This is a genomic window from Kribbella sp. NPDC055110, from assembly GCF_053607525.1.
Map to the genome: position 1 here is coordinate 35,312 of NZ_JBSGTS010000004.1, position 13,949 is coordinate 49,260.

13 protein-coding genes are annotated in these 13,949 nt (G+C 68.5%); 6 read left to right on the top strand and 7 right to left on the bottom strand.

Annotation, left to right across the window (positions count from 1 at the left end; genetic code table 11):
• Positions 1-37: 37 nt before the first annotated feature.
• Positions 38-637 carry a TetR/AcrR family transcriptional regulator gene (locus ACWF0M_RS08015; protein WP_452234888.1) on the top strand — a complete coding sequence of 200 codons (600 nt, stop codon included), beginning with the start codon at positions 38-40 and terminating at the stop codon, positions 635-637.
• Here the strand turns inward: ACWF0M_RS08015 and ACWF0M_RS08020 are convergent.
• Together ACWF0M_RS08020 and ACWF0M_RS08025 are read right to left on the bottom strand one after the other, a co-directional pair.
• On the bottom strand, positions 597-1,115 hold the full coding sequence (locus ACWF0M_RS08020) for a dTDP-4-dehydrorhamnose 3,5-epimerase family protein (RefSeq protein WP_452234889.1): 519 nt from the start codon (positions 1,113-1,115) through the stop codon (positions 597-599). The genes ACWF0M_RS08015 and ACWF0M_RS08020 overlap by 41 nt on opposite strands.
• A complete protein-coding gene (locus ACWF0M_RS08025; RefSeq protein WP_452234890.1) occupies positions 1,112-2,317 on the bottom strand; it encodes a DUF2786 domain-containing protein in 1,206 nt (401 codons plus the stop codon). The genes ACWF0M_RS08020 and ACWF0M_RS08025 overlap by 4 nt, the downstream gene beginning before the upstream one ends.
• Positions 2,318-2,494: 177 nt before the next feature.
• Here ACWF0M_RS08025 and ACWF0M_RS08030 point away from each other — a divergent pair, with 177 nt between their 5' ends.
• On the top strand, positions 2,495-3,886 hold the full coding sequence (locus ACWF0M_RS08030; RefSeq protein ID WP_452234891.1) for an FAD-binding oxidoreductase: 1,392 nt from the start codon (positions 2,495-2,497) through the stop codon (positions 3,884-3,886).
• A gap of 97 nt (positions 3,887-3,983) precedes the next feature.
• Here the strand turns inward: ACWF0M_RS08030 and ACWF0M_RS08035 are convergent, their stop codons facing one another.
• Genes ACWF0M_RS08035 through ACWF0M_RS08050 form a run of 4 tightly spaced genes read right to left on the bottom strand, consistent with a single transcriptional unit; the run spans position 3,984 to position 6,468 of the window.
• Positions 3,984-4,745, bottom strand: a complete 762-nt coding sequence (locus tag ACWF0M_RS08035) for an SDR family NAD(P)-dependent oxidoreductase (RefSeq protein WP_452234892.1) — start codon at positions 4,743-4,745, stop codon at positions 3,984-3,986.
• Positions 4,738-5,979 carry an AMP-binding protein gene (locus ACWF0M_RS08040; protein ID WP_452234893.1) on the bottom strand — a complete coding sequence of 414 codons (1,242 nt, stop codon included), beginning with the start codon at positions 5,977-5,979 and terminating at the stop codon, positions 4,738-4,740. The genes ACWF0M_RS08035 and ACWF0M_RS08040 overlap by 8 nt, the downstream gene beginning before the upstream one ends.
• The gene (locus ACWF0M_RS08045) at positions 5,976-6,191 is read right to left on the bottom strand and encodes an acyl carrier protein (protein WP_238153254.1); all 216 of its coding nucleotides are present in this window, start codon (positions 6,189-6,191) and stop codon (positions 5,976-5,978) included. Before ACWF0M_RS08045 ends, ACWF0M_RS08040 begins: the two co-directional genes overlap by 4 nt.
• Entirely contained in the window at positions 6,184-6,468 is a 285-nt protein-coding gene (locus ACWF0M_RS08050) for a hypothetical protein (RefSeq protein WP_452234894.1), read from the bottom strand. Before ACWF0M_RS08050 ends, ACWF0M_RS08045 begins: the two co-directional genes overlap by 8 nt.
• 115 nt (positions 6,469-6,583) lie before the next feature.
• Between ACWF0M_RS08050 and ACWF0M_RS08055 the strand changes: the two genes are divergently transcribed.
• The gene (locus ACWF0M_RS08055; RefSeq protein ID WP_452234895.1) at positions 6,584-9,037 is read left to right on the top strand and encodes a hypothetical protein; all 2,454 of its coding nucleotides are present in this window, start codon (positions 6,584-6,586) and stop codon (positions 9,035-9,037) included.
• A gap of 4 nt (positions 9,038-9,041) precedes the next feature.
• Here the strand turns inward: ACWF0M_RS08055 and ACWF0M_RS08060 are convergent, their stop codons facing one another.
• Entirely contained in the window at positions 9,042-10,607 is a 1,566-nt protein-coding gene (locus ACWF0M_RS08060) for a glycoside hydrolase family 10 protein (RefSeq protein ID WP_452234896.1), read from the bottom strand.
• 249 nt (positions 10,608-10,856) lie between these two features.
• Between ACWF0M_RS08060 and ACWF0M_RS08065 the strand changes: the two genes are divergently transcribed.
• Genes ACWF0M_RS08065 through ACWF0M_RS08075 form a run of 3 tightly spaced genes read left to right on the top strand, consistent with a single transcriptional unit; the run spans position 10,857 to position 13,933 of the window.
• Positions 10,857-11,366 carry a GNAT family N-acetyltransferase gene (locus ACWF0M_RS08065; protein WP_452234897.1) on the top strand — a complete coding sequence of 170 codons (510 nt, stop codon included), beginning with the start codon at positions 10,857-10,859 and terminating at the stop codon, positions 11,364-11,366.
• Positions 11,363-12,412 carry a pseudaminic acid synthase gene (gene pseI / locus ACWF0M_RS08070; RefSeq protein WP_452234898.1) on the top strand — a complete coding sequence of 350 codons (1,050 nt, stop codon included), beginning with the start codon at positions 11,363-11,365 and terminating at the stop codon, positions 12,410-12,412. The genes ACWF0M_RS08065 and pseI overlap by 4 nt, the downstream gene beginning before the upstream one ends.
• 30 nt (positions 12,413-12,442) lie before the next feature.
• On the top strand, positions 12,443-13,933 hold the full coding sequence (locus ACWF0M_RS08075; protein WP_452234899.1) for a class I SAM-dependent methyltransferase: 1,491 nt from the start codon (positions 12,443-12,445) through the stop codon (positions 13,931-13,933).
• Positions 13,934-13,949 lie beyond the last annotated feature (16 nt).

Here is a 13,949-nt window from a genome sequence, read left to right on the forward strand (position 1 = left end):
AAGTTATATTGTTGGCGAACCCTTGCGAGGAGGCTGGATGGCGCCGCAACCCCTGCCGTGTTCGCGGCCGACCCGTGCGGACGCGGCCCGGAACTACGACCGCCTGGTGACGGCCGCCCGGGAGACGTTCGCGGAGCACGGCACCGACACCTCACTGGAGGAGATCGCCCGTCGCGCCGGCGTCGGCATCGGCACGCTCTACCGCCGCTTCCCGAACCGGACAGCCCTGCTCGAGGCGGTCTACGTCGAGGAGATCCAGTCCGTCTGCGACCGTGCGTACGACTTCGACCGAGAGCTGGAGCCGTTCGATGCACTGGCGGCGTGGCTGCGCAGCTTCCTCGGGTACGGGCTGTCCAAGGGCAGCCTGGCCAGCGAGCTGACCGTTGCGCTAGGCAAGGATTCGCCGTTCTTCCAGGCGTGCAAGGTGAACGTTCAGGACGCCGGGAAACTCCTGCTGGACAAGGCGAAGGCGGCCGGCGACGTCCGGCCGGAGCTCGAGCTGATGGACGTGATGCGGCTGGTCGGCGGCATCAACATGGGCCGCGACATCGAGCCGGAGCAGGCCAACCGCCTGCTCGACATCGTGCTCTGCGGGCTCAGGCCAGCTGCTGTCTCAGCTGCTCCAGCGAAGGGTTAGCTGCGTCCCGCTCGGTGAACTTCAGCTGCTCGAGCGGCCACGCGATCGCCAGTTCCGGATCGAACAGGTCCACGGTGATCCGCTCCGGCGACCAGTGCTCGTTCACCAGGAAGTTGTACGTCGTGTGCGGCGTCAACGTGCAAAACGAGTTCCCGACGCCGCGGGGCACGTAGAGCGCGTCCGACGTACCGAGTTCGAACGTCTCCACCTGGCCGAAGCCGTCGCCGGGGCGGAGGTCGACGATCGCAGCGAACACCCGGCCGGACGACGGCGACAGGTACTTGTCCCAGGGTTCCGCGTGGATCCCGCGGACGATCCCGGCCGCTTCGAAGTACGCGACGTTGTGCTGCACCACCTCCATCCCGAGCGCGGCCAGCTTCTCGCGGTGGAAGTTCTCCTTGAACCATCCGTCGTCGTTCGGCTGGACCTCCAGCGCGATCCGCAGCACGCCGGGAATCGCAGTCTGCTCGATCCTCACCGGCGTACCTGCCGGCGGGCCTCGAGTTGCGCCTGGTCGGCAGCGGTCACACCCGCGTTCCACCCGGCGGCGTTGGTGATGCGGGTGCGCCGGGTGGTCGTGTTCGGGAACAGCTGGGCGAACAACGCGTCGACCTGCTCCTCGCGCTTGGCCAGCACCGGCAGCAGACGGTCCGCAGCCGCTTCCGGTACGGCGGCCTGGGTCGCGGCGGCGGTCTGCTCGAGCCGCTCGCCGATCCGCTGCGCATAGGCCATCAGGAACGACTGCCGGAACGATCGCGTCCGCGACTCGCCCCGATGGCCGATGTGTTTGCCGGCGGCAAGCATCGCCCGGTTCGCCTGCACCAGCAGGGAGGTGCTGAGGATCTCGGTATGCTGCAGATCCACCTCGGCGCCGACGATGGTGACGACGGCCAGGTCCTCGATCACGACAGTGCGGCACCGATTCGCCGCGGCGACCGCGCCGACCAGCTGCGCCTTGGCCGACACATACGGCGTCTCGACCCACAGCCGGCGGCCCGCGGAATCGTCCGGGATCTCCACCTCCGCCTCCAGGAGGGCACTGTCCAGAGAGAACTTGGCCATCAATTCCTGCGCCTTCCCGGACAGCGCCTCCGCCTCCTCCGGGAACTCGGTCGCCTCCGCCTTCGCGAGCAGGTTGCGGATCCGCGCGAGCATCTTCCCGTTCGCCGGTACGGCGGACTGCGCTCGGCGGACCGTCGTACCGGGTAAGGGGTAGAGCCGGGCCAGGACCGGCAGGGCCTGGAGGAACCCGGCCAGGGACAGGGCGTGATGCAGCGTGAGGTAGCGGCCGACGCGGGCGACTGCCGCCCAGGCGGTCAGGCTCAGCTCGGTGAAGGGCTGCGGCACGCCGAGCTCTTCCAGTTGGCCGAGCCAGCGAGGGTCGATCGTGGCGGGTCGGTAACCATGGTGTTCGGCCGAGATCGCGGCCAGCAGCAACGGCTCGACGCCGGCATCCAGCGTGCGACGGCCGTGCTGAACCACGTCGGCCGGCGCCCAGCCGCGCTCCCACGCGGTGCGAAGCAGACCGGAGAGGAACGCCTGCACGCAACGATCCACCTGCGCCTGGTCGCGCTCGTCGTACGCACCCAGCTGGGCAAGGTGCGCGTCGGCGCGATCGTCGCGCACGGCAACGACAGCAGCCGTGATCGGTAACAGCCGCAGGATTTCCTGGTCACTCACGCCGTCGAGTCTGACACCCACCGAAGTTCCCGCCCAAACGGGAATCCGGTCCCTTGTGGACAAACCCTTGATTCTGGAGGCTGACTGGAGACAGCGCCCGAAGGTCTGCACGAAAGGCCGCTGTCAACAGGGGGTCGGGCACCTAGCCTGACGACAACACATCGGGGAGGGGAAGCAATGACTCAGCTTGCGGAAACCGGATTCGACGCCTTACGCGCAGCCCTGGAGGGGCCTGCACTGCGTCCCGGCGAAGAGGGGTACGACGAGGCGCGGCGGCTCTGGAACGCCGAGCACGACCGGCGCCCGGCAGTGATCGTGCGGCCGCGGTCGGCTGCGGATGTGCAGGCCGCCGTCCGCTACGCAGTGGCCGAGGGGCTCGAGATCGCCGTCCGCGGGGGTGGGCACAGCATGGCCGGACTGTCGTCGGTGGACGACGGGCTGATGATCGATCTGAGCCTGCTGAACCAGGTGTCGGTGGATCCCGAGGCCCGCCGGGCGCGCGCGGCCGGTGGTGCGCTGCTCGGGGATCTCGACGCCGCGACCCAGGAGTACGGTCTCGCCGCACCGGCCGGCGTCGTGAGCCACACGGGAGTCGCCGGGCTGACGCTCGGCGGCGGCATGGGGCTGCTGACCCGGCTGCACGGGCTCAGCATCGACAACCTGGAATCGGTCCAGATCGTCACAGCGGACGGCAGCCTCCGGCGCGCCGCGGCCGACGAGAACGCGGACCTGTTCTGGGCCGTCCGCGGCGGTGGCGGCAACTTCGGCGTGGTCACCGAGTTCGAGTTCCGGTTGCACCCGGCCGGGCCGATCGTGAACTACGGCATCGCGTTCTGGGGCGCGGACCAGGGCGCCGAAATGCTCCGGGCCGCCCGTGAGGTGATCCCGGCGCTGCCGCGCGAGGTCAACGTGCTGATCGCCTGCCTGAACGCGCCGCCGGCACCGTTCGTCCCGGAAGAGCACCACTTCAAGCTCGGCTACGCCCTGGTGGTCGTGGGGTTCGGGACGCCCGAGCAGCACGCCGAGGCGATGGAACGGTTGCGCAGTGCGACGCCGCCGCTGTTCGAGTTCTCGACGCCGATGCCGTACGTCGCGGTGCAGCAGCTGCTCGACGAGGCGAACGCGTGGGGCACGTACCACTACGAGAAGGGCACGTACCTCGAGGCGCTGACCGACGAGGCGATCGACGTCATCACCGAGCAGTTTCCGCAGAAGACGTCGCCGTTGTCGGTCACGATGTTCTACCACCTCGACCACGGGTACCTCGAGACCGCGGACGACGCGACCGCGTTCAGCGGGCAGCGCACCGAGCGCTACGCGATGTTCGTGATCGCGACGACGCCGGTCCTCGAGGCGCTGGACGCGGAACGGGCCTGGGTACGGACGTTCTGGGACGCGATGCAGCCGCACATGGTCAACATCGGCAGCTACGTCAACGGCATGGCCGAACCCGACGCGGCCCGGATCCACGCGGCGTACGGCGACAAGTACGACAAGCTCCTGGAGATCAAGCGCAAGTACGACCCGGACAACGTCTTCCACCGCAACCAGAACATCAAGCCTGGCTGAGTCCGGCGAGTGCAGTGGCGCGGCGTGGACCCGCGTGGCGGGGGCGGTGCACAGGCTATTTCCTGGGCACCGCCCCCAGTACCTGTTCACACCCCCGCTAAATGGAAGCAGCTCCGTCTACGACCAGGACCTGGCCGTTCAGGTTCGTGTACTCCAGTAGGAGCATGCGGACCAGCGGGAGGACGTCGTCCGGCTCGGTCAGGTGGCCGGTGGGGGTGCGGCGGACGATTTGATCTAGCTGCGTCTGGCCCAGGACCGCGGACATCTCCGAGGCGAAGAACCCCGGGGCGATCGCGTTGGCGAGGATGCGGCCGCCGAGTTCACGCGCGAGCGAACGGGTGGCCGCGTCCATCCCGCCCTTGGTGGCCGAGTACGCGACCAGGCCGGGGTAGCCGCGTTGCGCGCAGATCGAGGTGATGTTGACGATCCGGCCCTTCAGGCCCTTCGCGAGCATCCGGCGCAGCACGTAGCGGGTGAGGATCAGCGGCGACGTCAGGTTCGTCTGGATGATCTCGGCCAGGTGATCGGCGGAGGTGTGGACGTGCAGCGAGTCCTGGCCGATCGCCGCATTGTTGACCAAGGCATCGATCGGGCCGAGCGTGCTCTCGACCGCCTTGACGAACGCCTGCCCGGCGGCGCCGTCATTGATGTCGACGGAGCCGTAGTGCAGGTGGTCCGGGTACTTCTCGCCGAGCACGGTCAGCTCCGGCGTGACCGTACGGGCGAACGCGGCGACCTTCAGACCGGCCGCGAGCAGGTCGGTGACGATCGCCAGACCGAGACCGCGGGAACCGCCCGACACCAGCACGACCGACGCCGGCGGGACGACACTGCGGTCTTCACTGGGGGCTTCAGACATCGCTCTTCAGGGTTTCCTTCTGCGGGATCTGGTCGAGGAACTTGATCCGGCGCGGTACGCCGTAGTCCGGCAACCGGGTCGAACACCACTGGACCAGGTCCGCGTCCGTGATCGGGCCGAGCGACCGGTTCGGGACCACCTCGGCCGCGACCATCCGCCCGACCAGCGGCGCCTTGCGGGCGAAGACCCGCGCCCAGGACACGCCCGGGTGGCCCATCAGCACGTTGCGGACCACTCCGGCCGAGACCTTGGACCCGCCGACGTTGATCTCGTCGGTGTCCAGGCGGCCGGTGATCAGCACCCGGTCCCCGTCGTACTCGATCCGGTCGCCGGTGTGGACCGCGCCGACCAGACCGGCGCCATGGTGCGGTGAGCGGATGACGAGCTCGTCGCCTTCGACGCTCAGGATCGGGCGGTCCGGGTGCGGCTCGCGGTCCAGCCAGTCCTTGGGGAAACCGGCCTTGCCGTCGTGCACCACGATCGAGGCGCCGACCTCCGAGGATGCGTAGATCCAGGAGATCCGCGTCGTCGGGAAGATCTCCCGGAGCTGGTCGAGGATCGCCTGGTCGACGGGCTCGCCGCCGAGCGTGATCTGCTCCAGCGGTACGCCGGCGAGCGTGTCGGCGTCCCGGTAGATCGCCTGCCGCCAGAAGGTCGGCGTACCCGAGGCGGCCGTGACGCCGTGCTCGGTGGCGATCTTCGGCCAGTCGTCCAGCTCGTGCGGCTCGATCGCGACCAGGCCCTGATCGGCCTGGGTCAGCGAGAGCGTGACGACCTGCCACCAGGCGTAGGTCCCGGGCGAGTACGGCAGCAGCCAGGTCCGCGGGGGCTGGTCGGCGGTGACGGTGGTCAGCGACTCCAGGGTGTGGCCGATGCGCTTCGGGCGGCCGGTCGAGCCGGAGGTGAGCAGCCAGGCCCGGCCGGACTCCTCGACCCGCTTCAGTCTCGCGGGGGTGACTGCCCCATCGGGCAGGACGATCGCGAAACCGGACTCGCCCAGTTCCTCCCGCATGCGCTCGTCGACACGGGACTCGGTCGCGACCAGCAACTCGGTGCCGTGCACCGCATGGTGCCGCAGGGCGGCGAGCGCATCGGCACCGTTGTCGACCAGGACGGCCGCGGGCGACGGCAGCTGCGGCAGTTTGCGCAGCGTCCGCCAGGTCAGCCGCCGACCGGCGACGACGACGGTGTTGTCGTCGCCGATCAGCGCGGTGGTCCGGCGCAGGCTGTTCATGCGGATTGGAGCTGCTCGATGAAGTCCAGTACGTCGCCGACCGTCGCGATCCGGCGCAGCCCAGGGGCATCGAAGTTCAGCTCGTCGCCGAGTTCGTCCTCCACCCGGAGGGCCAGCTCGGAGAAGTCCAGCGACCGGAACCCGATCTCGCGCAGGTCCGCGGTGTCCTCGGCCGGCAATGACCGGCCCTGGGCCGTCATCACCTCACCCATCAACTCCCTGACCCGACTCCGATCCACCGAACTCATAGTCCCGCAGCCTAGCGCCGGACGTCCCGCACTCACCAACCGTCTGCGCAGTGGACCCGTCACGCTCAGCTGAGGCGGATGCCGGCGCCCAGGCCGAGGTTGGTGAGTGCCAGCGGTCCTTCAACCGTTTGATCCGGCTGGAGATCTCCCAGCCGATCAGAGCGATCACGGGGCCCGCGGCCGCGAGTGCCGCCAGCAGGACCTCCTCCACCGGCAGGCCGGCGATGTGCTGCACGACCATCGAACCTCCCGAACACTGCGGGGGCTGGGAGATTACAGAGTGTAAACGTGAACTTCCCGCTGGTAAACGCCTCACCGGCCACTATCCGGTCTCGTCCGACTCATACACTGCTCCGATGATCACAGCGGCCGGACGGGGTAGGCGGACCGCGGCGTGGGCGAGTCTGCCGGTGCTTCCACTGGCCTGGTTCGTGGCGTTGCAGGAGCAACCACCGTGGATGCCGGCCGCGTACCTCGGCTACCTGCTGATCGTGATCGTCGTACCGGGCACGATGTTCTGGCGGCGGTTGACCGGCGGCGTCGGCTGGCTGTCGGCGGACGTGATCCTGGGTACGGCGTTCGGCCTGGCCGTGGAGGCGTTGCTCTACCCGATCGGGATGCTGTTCAAGATGCCGTTCGCGGCGTTGCTGATGCCGGCGCTGGCGTTCGGGATGTGGCGGGCGCTGCCGCGTCGCAAGCTGCCGGAGCGGCCGACGCCGTGGTGGTCGATGGCCGGCATGATGGTCGCGGTCGGGGTCGCGGCGGCCTGGTTCGTGCGGGTCGGCTCGCAACTCGTCCCGCTAGACGGGTCGGACGCGCTCCGGCCGAACTCGGACGCTCCGCACAATCTCGCACTGGCCGGCGAGGTCACGCACCACTTCCCGCCGAAGGTCCCGTACGCCGATGGCGGCTGGCTGACCAGCCACTGGGCGGCGTACGAACACATCGCGTCCACGCACTGGATCACCAACGTGCCGCTCGACGTACTGACGCATCGGATGGCGCCGTTCGCCTGGATCCTGCTGACCGTATTGGGCGCGGCCGCGGTCGGGATGCTGCTGACCGGTCGTGCGGTCGCCGGTCCGATTGCCGCCGGGCTCGTGGTGGCCGGTGGCGATCTGGTGGCTTGGCCGTGGGCCGTGTCGGACCGGGTGTTCGCGGACGGGCCGTTCTCGCTCGGTGGGCTGACGAATCCGCCACAGGCGTTCTCGACGGTGCTGTTGCTGCCGTTGATCGCCGTGACGACGTTGCTCTTGCGACGGCGGTCGGGCGCGACGCGGGCTCAGTTGTTCCGGCTCTTTGTCACTGCGGGGGTGTTGGTTGCCGCATTGGCGTTGACGAAGGCGACGACGCTGCCGGTGTACGCGACGGGGCTTGCGGTCGCTTGGATCTATCTCACGGTTCGTGCGGGCCGGCTGAACCTGCGTGCGCTGGTGCTCGGCGTCGGTGTTGCGGCGGCCTATACGTTGACGTTCTTCTTCGTACTGCGGGGTGCGGCGTCGAGTGTGCGGTTCGATCCGGGCGCGACGTTCGAGAGTCTCGCGGATCGGATGGGTGGTGGGTCCGCGGTCGCGGTGATCGCGGTCGTGGTCGTCGTCGGGTGGGTGATGCCGGTGGTCGGCGCGTTGCTGATCAAGCGGCGGGTGGCCCGGGATCCGATGCTGGTGTTCCTGGTGTTCGGATTCGTGGCCGCGGTGCTGGGTGCGTCGTTGCTGGCCGATCGTGGGGACACCCAACTGTTCTTCGTGCGGACCGGGTTCCTGTTCGGCGTCCTGCTCGCGACCTGGGGGCTGGGTTCGCTCGAGCGCCGGCAGTACTGGATCGCCGGGGTCGCGATCGCGATCGGGGTCGCCGCGATCTACTGGGGCCGGCACCAGACGCCTCGTTCCTGCACTTCGACCAACTGCTTCGGCCAGGGGCTCGCTGTCGCGCTGGCGATCGCGCTGCTCGGGATCGGCGTATTCGGGCTCGTCCTGCGCGGTTCCCGACGTACCTGGGCTGTGATCGCGGTGGCAGTGCTGGTCGGTACGACGGTGTCCCCGACGGTGGCGTCCGTACGGCGGTTCGCGAGCCCACCGCTGACGGCGTACGAGTCGATCGCACCAGGCGGGATCGATGCGGCGCGCTTCATCCGTCGCAACTCAGGCTCGAACGACCGGATCGCCACGAACGTGCACTGCCACCAGGCGCGGGCGTCGCACTGCCAGACGGGTTCGTACTGGATCTCCGGGTACGCCGAACGCCGCGTGCTCGTGGAGGGCTGGGCGTACCGCGCGCGCGTCGACGACACCTACCCCGCGGGCGTGCAGGGACCGTACTGGAACCAGGAAGAACTGCGGCTCAACGACGAGGTCTTCAGCAACCCGAGCCGCCAACTGATCGAGACGCTGCGTACGACGTACGGCGTCCAATGGCTGCTGCTCGACGAGCGCGTCAGCGCCCCACCGAAGAACCTGGACAATCTGACCGAACTCCGCTTCCAGCTAGGAACCGTCCGCGTCTACCAGATCTACCCGCCGCCCCCAGCAAACCCGTTCCCCACGAGAACACCGTCCCCCACAGGCACCCCAACCTCAGGCTTCCCCACGCCGACCACCCAGACCCCAGGCTTCCCGACACAGACCCCCGGGTTCCCGTCGACGCCGGCGTCCCCCTCCACCAGCTTCCCGACGGGCACGCAGTTCCCCGGCCAGACCCAGCCGACCCAGCCCGTCCCGACCGGCCCGCTGCCAACCAGCACCACCCCGACGTTCCCCACCACCCCCGTCCCGACGCAGATAACCACCACACCAGGCCTCAAGAGCCCGTAGCGGCTCAGCTGGTGGTGACTGTGGGGATGGGGATGCTCTGGTTGGCGAGGCGGTCCAGGGCCGTGACGGAGTAGATGTACGGCGTGCCGGGTGTGGCTGTGGTGTCTGTGTAGGACTGAGCCGCGCCGGTGGAGCGGACGGTGGCGACGAGGTTGCGGGCGTCGTTGTCGGGGCAGAGGTCGCCGCCGCGGAGCTCGCGGCGGTAGATCGCGTACGACGTGGTGTCCTGCGACGTCCTGGACCACTTCACCTGTACGCCGTCACTCGTCCGCGACGCGTGGACCGCGTGCACCGGGAGCGGCGCCCGCGAGTCGAGGGCGGGCATCGCGGGGATCAGCGCCGGCCGCGTGTACCAGGTGTTGTTGAGGAGCGTGGTCGCACCGAGCCGGTCCGCGCGGACGTCCTTCGCGGAGAAGAAGATGTTGCCCTTCACCTCGGGGATCGTGCTGTCGAACGCCAGGTGGTCGCTCAGCTCGGCCGGGTCCGACCAGTCCGGCGACTGCGTCGACGTACCGACCTTGTACGTCGCCTCGCCGATGTAGAGGTGGACGTGCGTACCGCGGACCTGCTCCGCCCACCACGGCACGATCTTGTTGTAGTCCGCGGGCGCGAACCCGCCGGCCCAGTACACCTGCGGGACGATGTAGTCGATCCACTCGTCGCGGACCCACTTCCGGGTGTCCGCCGCGAGGTCGTCGTACGTCTGCACGCCGGCCGTCGTGTCGGTGCCCTCCGGGTCGGTCGCCTTGTTCCGCCAGACGGCGAACGGCGAGATGCCGAACTTGATCCACGGCTTGAGCGCGTGCATCTTCTGGCTCAGCTCCTGGATCAGCAGGTCGATGTTGTTCCGCCGCCAGTCGGCGATGTTCGAGAAGCCGCCGCCGTACTGCGCGTACGTCGCGGCGTCGTCGAAGACCTGACCGGCCACCGGGTACGGGTAGAAGTAGTCGTCGAAGTGCACGCCGTCGATGTCGTAGTTCGAGACCGCATCCATGATCGCGTCCTCGACCAGCTTGCGGGCCGCCGGGATGCCGGGGTTGTAGTAGAGCTTCCCGCCGTACGTGACGACCCAGTCCGGGTGCTGCCGGGCCGGATGCGTCGGGATGAGCGCATTGATGTCGGTGCCCATCGAGAGCCGGTACGGGTTGAACCACGCGTGCAGCTCGAGGTTGCGCTTGTGCGCCTCGGCGACCGCGAAGGCCAGCGGGTCGTACCCGGGGTCTCCGCCCTGCGTGCCGGTCAGGTATCGCGACCAGGGCTCGACCTTGGACGGCCAGAAGGCGTCGGCGGTCGGGCGGACCTGGAGGACGACCGCGTTGTGATGCTGCCGGACCGCGTCGTCGAGCCAGCCGACCAGCTCGGTCTGCTGCTGCGCCGCGCTCAGCCCGGTCTTCGACGGCCAGTCGATGTTCACCACCGACGAGATCCACGTCGCCCGGAACTGCCGGAGCGGGGTGGACGCGCTGGGCGCACAGTTCTGCGGTTCGGCGGCTGACGCCGTACCGGTCAATCCGCTCAGCAACAGCCCCGCTGTCACGCCCAGAACACCCATGGCTCGCCAGACTCTCATGTCACTCTCCGACCGTCGTTCACAGTGAAGTCGAAAGATGTTTACACATCAGGGCACCCGAAGAGAAGGCGCTAGGGCATGGCTGGTGGTCCAGCGCCGTAGCGAGGAGGTGCTCGGTGCGGTAGCTCGGCGTGCGGGGGCGAAGGTCTCGATGCGGAGCATCGTGGCCTTTGCACCCGTGCGGCGAGGTGCCGTGCCGAGTGCCCCGCAGTAGGCGCTGGATCACCAGCCATGCCCTAGGTTAAGAGCATGCTGCGCTCCGCGACCGAAGACGATGTCGGCACGATCCGGCGGTTGCGGAATCAGCAGGCGAACCGCGACGTGAGCATCACCTCGCACGAGATCACGGCCGACGAGCACGCGGCGTGGTGGGCGAAGACGTCGGTCGATCCGTCCCGGCGGGTGCTGATCTACCTGCGCGACGGCGTGACGGCCGGGGTCGTCAACTTCTTCGACCTCGAGGATGCTTCGGGCGCGTGGGGGTTCTTCCTCGACGCGGACGGGCTGGCCGAGCGCGGCGAGACCCTCCCGGCGTGGATCGAGATCATGCGCGAGGCCACGACGTACGCGTTCGACGAGCTCGGCCTCGACGTCCTCACCGGCGAGGTGCTCGAACACAACACCGTGGTCCGGCAGATGAACCGGCGCTTCCGGTTCGCCGAGGGTACGCCGGAGACTCGGTACGCCGACGGACGCGAGATCACCGTGATTCCGATCAGCCTGCGCAAGCAGGACCGTAGAACCCAGGGGACGACATGAGTTTCATCGAGATCGGCGGCGTGCAGGTCGGGCCGGATCACCAGCCGTTCGTCATCGCGGAGATGTCGGGGAACCACAACGGCGACCTGGAGCGGGCGCTGGACATCGTCCGCGCGGTCGCCGAGTCCGGTGCGCAGGCGCTGAAGCTGCAGACGTACACCGCGGCCACGATGACGCTCGACCTCGACCTGCCGGCATTCCGGCTGCCGGCGGAACACGAGCTGTGGAGCGAGGCGCGGCTCTACGACCTGTACGAGGAGGCGCACACGCCGTGGGCGTGGCACGAGCCGATCTTCGAGCTCGCGAAGTCCCTCGGCCTGGTCGCGTTCTCGTCCGCGTTCGACTCGACCGCGATCGACTTCCTGGAGAAGCTCGACGTACCGGCGTACAAGGTCGCGTCGAACGAGATCGGCGACCTGCCGCTGGTCCGGGGCATGGCCGAGACCGGGAAGCCGCTCATCATCTCCACCGGGTCGGCGACGCTCACCGACATCGACGCCGCGGTCCGCGCCGCACGGTCGACCGGCAACGAGCAGATCATCGTGCTGTCCTGTACGGCGAGTTACCCCGCGCCGCCCGAGCAGTCCAATCTGCGCGGTATCCCGGTCCTTCGCGACGCTCTCGGCGTACAGGTCGGCCTGTCCGATCACACGATGGGGATCGGCGCCGCCGTGGCCGCGGTCGCGCTCGGTGCGACCGTGATCGAGAAGCACGTGACGCTGAAGCGGGTCGACGGTGGTGTCGACTCGGCGTTCTCGCTGGAGCCGTGGGAGCTGGAGCTGCTCGTCGAGAGCACCCGCGTGGCCCAACTCTCCCTGGGCTCTCCCGTCATCGGCCCCAAACAGGCCGAACAGAACGTCCTCCGCTTCCGCCGCTCCCTCTTCGTCACCCAGGACGTCCGCGCCGGCGACCTCATCACCTTCGAGAACGTCCGCTCGATCCGCCCAGCCGGCGGCCTCGCTCCCGACCTGTTCGCACAGGTAGACGGCCGCCCCTTCCGCACCGACGTCAAAGCCGGCACCCCACTCACTTGGGACTTGCTCTAACGCGGGCTACGCAGGAAAGGGTTGGCTGCTGTGACCGAGTACTTGCTGTTTCCGGGGCGGCATCATGTGTTGACGCGGTTTCAAGGAGACTTTCTGCGGCAGTTCGCGGATCGGACCGTGGTGTGGGCGGTGACGTCGGCGAATCACCGGACGACGAAGCGGAATCCGGTGGCGTTCGATCGGCGGGAGGCGGCGATCGAGCGGTTCAGTGTGGCCGAGGGAATCCGGTCGCTGGTGGTCGGGGTGGTCGACACGCCGCCGACGGACGAGTTCGCCGAGGTGACGGTGAAGGCGATCGAGGCAGGGACCGACGACCTCGTGCGGTTGACGCCGGAGAACACGATCGTGGCGTGCTCGACGCCTGAGGTGAGCAAGCTGTACGAGAAGCTCGGGTACTCCGTGATCGGCGTCGAGCCCGACGGTATCCAGCGCCCGTGGGACGTCCTGCTGATGATTGCTGCGGGCAACGAGCAGTGGAAGGAGCTCGCGCATCCGGCGACTGTGGACGTGTTCGAGCGCTACGCCCTGGACGCGCACGTCGCGCGCTGCGTGAACGATCCGGTGGTCGGCGACGACGGCGGACTGACCACGACCCGCGACTACAAGACGTACGCCGACGCGTTCGAGACCGCCGCTGACCGGAAATGGCAACAAATCAAGGCGTTTGTGCGTCCTGGCCGGATTCTCGACATCGGTTGCGCGACCGGTGCGACGCTGCAACTGATTGATGCCGACCCACGTTTTCACGAGTCGGACCTGATCGGCGTCGAGGTCGCGCGGCACCTGTTCGCCGAATGCGAGCACAAGAAGGAACAGGGTCTGTTCAGCAACCCGAACGTCTACTTCTACCAGCGCAACATGCTGGGTTCCGCCGTTTTCCCGGCCCGGTCGATCGACACCACGCTGACGCTCGCGCTCACCCACGAGATCTGGTCGTACGCCGATGGCTCGCGTCCCGAAACGGTCCAACGGTTCGCCGACGCGCTCTTCGCGCACACGGCCCCGAACGGCGTCTGGATCAACTCGGACGTCTGCGGCCCCGACGAGCCGGACCGCACCGTCGTACTGCAGCTGGACGACAGCGACGGCGAGAACCCGGACGACCTCACCGAGCTCGAGTCCCTCGACGACCCCGCGGCGTACGTCGGAAAACTGTCGACGCGCGCACGGTTCTTCCAGTTCGCACACGATTTCCGGCGGAACGCTCACGTGCCGTTCGAGTACGACGTACGCGCCGACGGGCTGGTGCTGCGGCTCGCCGACGCGATGGACTTCCTGACCCGCAAGGACTACGTCGACAACTGGCTGAGCGAGACCCACGAGCAGTTCTGCGGCCTGAACTTCGCCGGCTGGACCGCCGTCGCCGAACGCGCCGGCTTCACCATCGACCCGTCCTCAACCGCCTGGCGCAACGACTGGGTCGTCGACAACCGCATCGCCCCGGTAGCCACCATCACCACCCCGGCCGGCGACCCCGTCGACTGGCCAGTCACCCACCAACTGTTGGTCGCCAGGCGCTAACCACCGCGTCGCCTGG

Bases quoted from the DNA above. Each gene is read 5' to 3' on its own strand.
- ACWF0M_RS08015 (WP_452234888.1), top strand. From the start codon at position 38: ATGGCGCCGCAACCCCTGCCGTGTTCGCGGCCGACCCGTGCGGACGCG.
- ACWF0M_RS08030 (WP_452234891.1), top strand. From the start codon at position 2,495: ATGACTCAGCTTGCGGAAACCGGATTCGACGCCTTACGCGCAGCCCTG.
- ACWF0M_RS08035 (WP_452234892.1), bottom strand. From the start codon at position 4,745: ATGTCTGAAGCCCCCAGTGAAGACCGCAGTGTCGTCCCGCCGGCGTCG.
- ACWF0M_RS08040 (WP_452234893.1), bottom strand. From the start codon at position 5,979: ATGAACAGCCTGCGCCGGACCACCGCGCTGATCGGCGACGACAACACC.
- ACWF0M_RS08045 (WP_238153254.1), bottom strand. From the start codon at position 6,191: ATGGGTGAGGTGATGACGGCCCAGGGCCGGTCATTGCCGGCCGAGGAC.
- ACWF0M_RS08050 (WP_452234894.1), bottom strand. From the start codon at position 6,468: ATGGTCGTGCAGCACATCGCCGGCCTGCCGGTGGAGGAGGTCCTGCTG.
- ACWF0M_RS08055 (WP_452234895.1), top strand. From the start codon at position 6,584: ATGATCACAGCGGCCGGACGGGGTAGGCGGACCGCGGCGTGGGCGAGT.
- ACWF0M_RS08060 (WP_452234896.1), bottom strand. From the start codon at position 10,607: ATGAGAGTCTGGCGAGCCATGGGTGTTCTGGGCGTGACAGCGGGGCTG.
- ACWF0M_RS08065 (WP_452234897.1), top strand. From the start codon at position 10,857: ATGCTGCGCTCCGCGACCGAAGACGATGTCGGCACGATCCGGCGGTTG.
- pseI (WP_452234898.1), top strand. From the start codon at position 11,363: ATGAGTTTCATCGAGATCGGCGGCGTGCAGGTCGGGCCGGATCACCAG.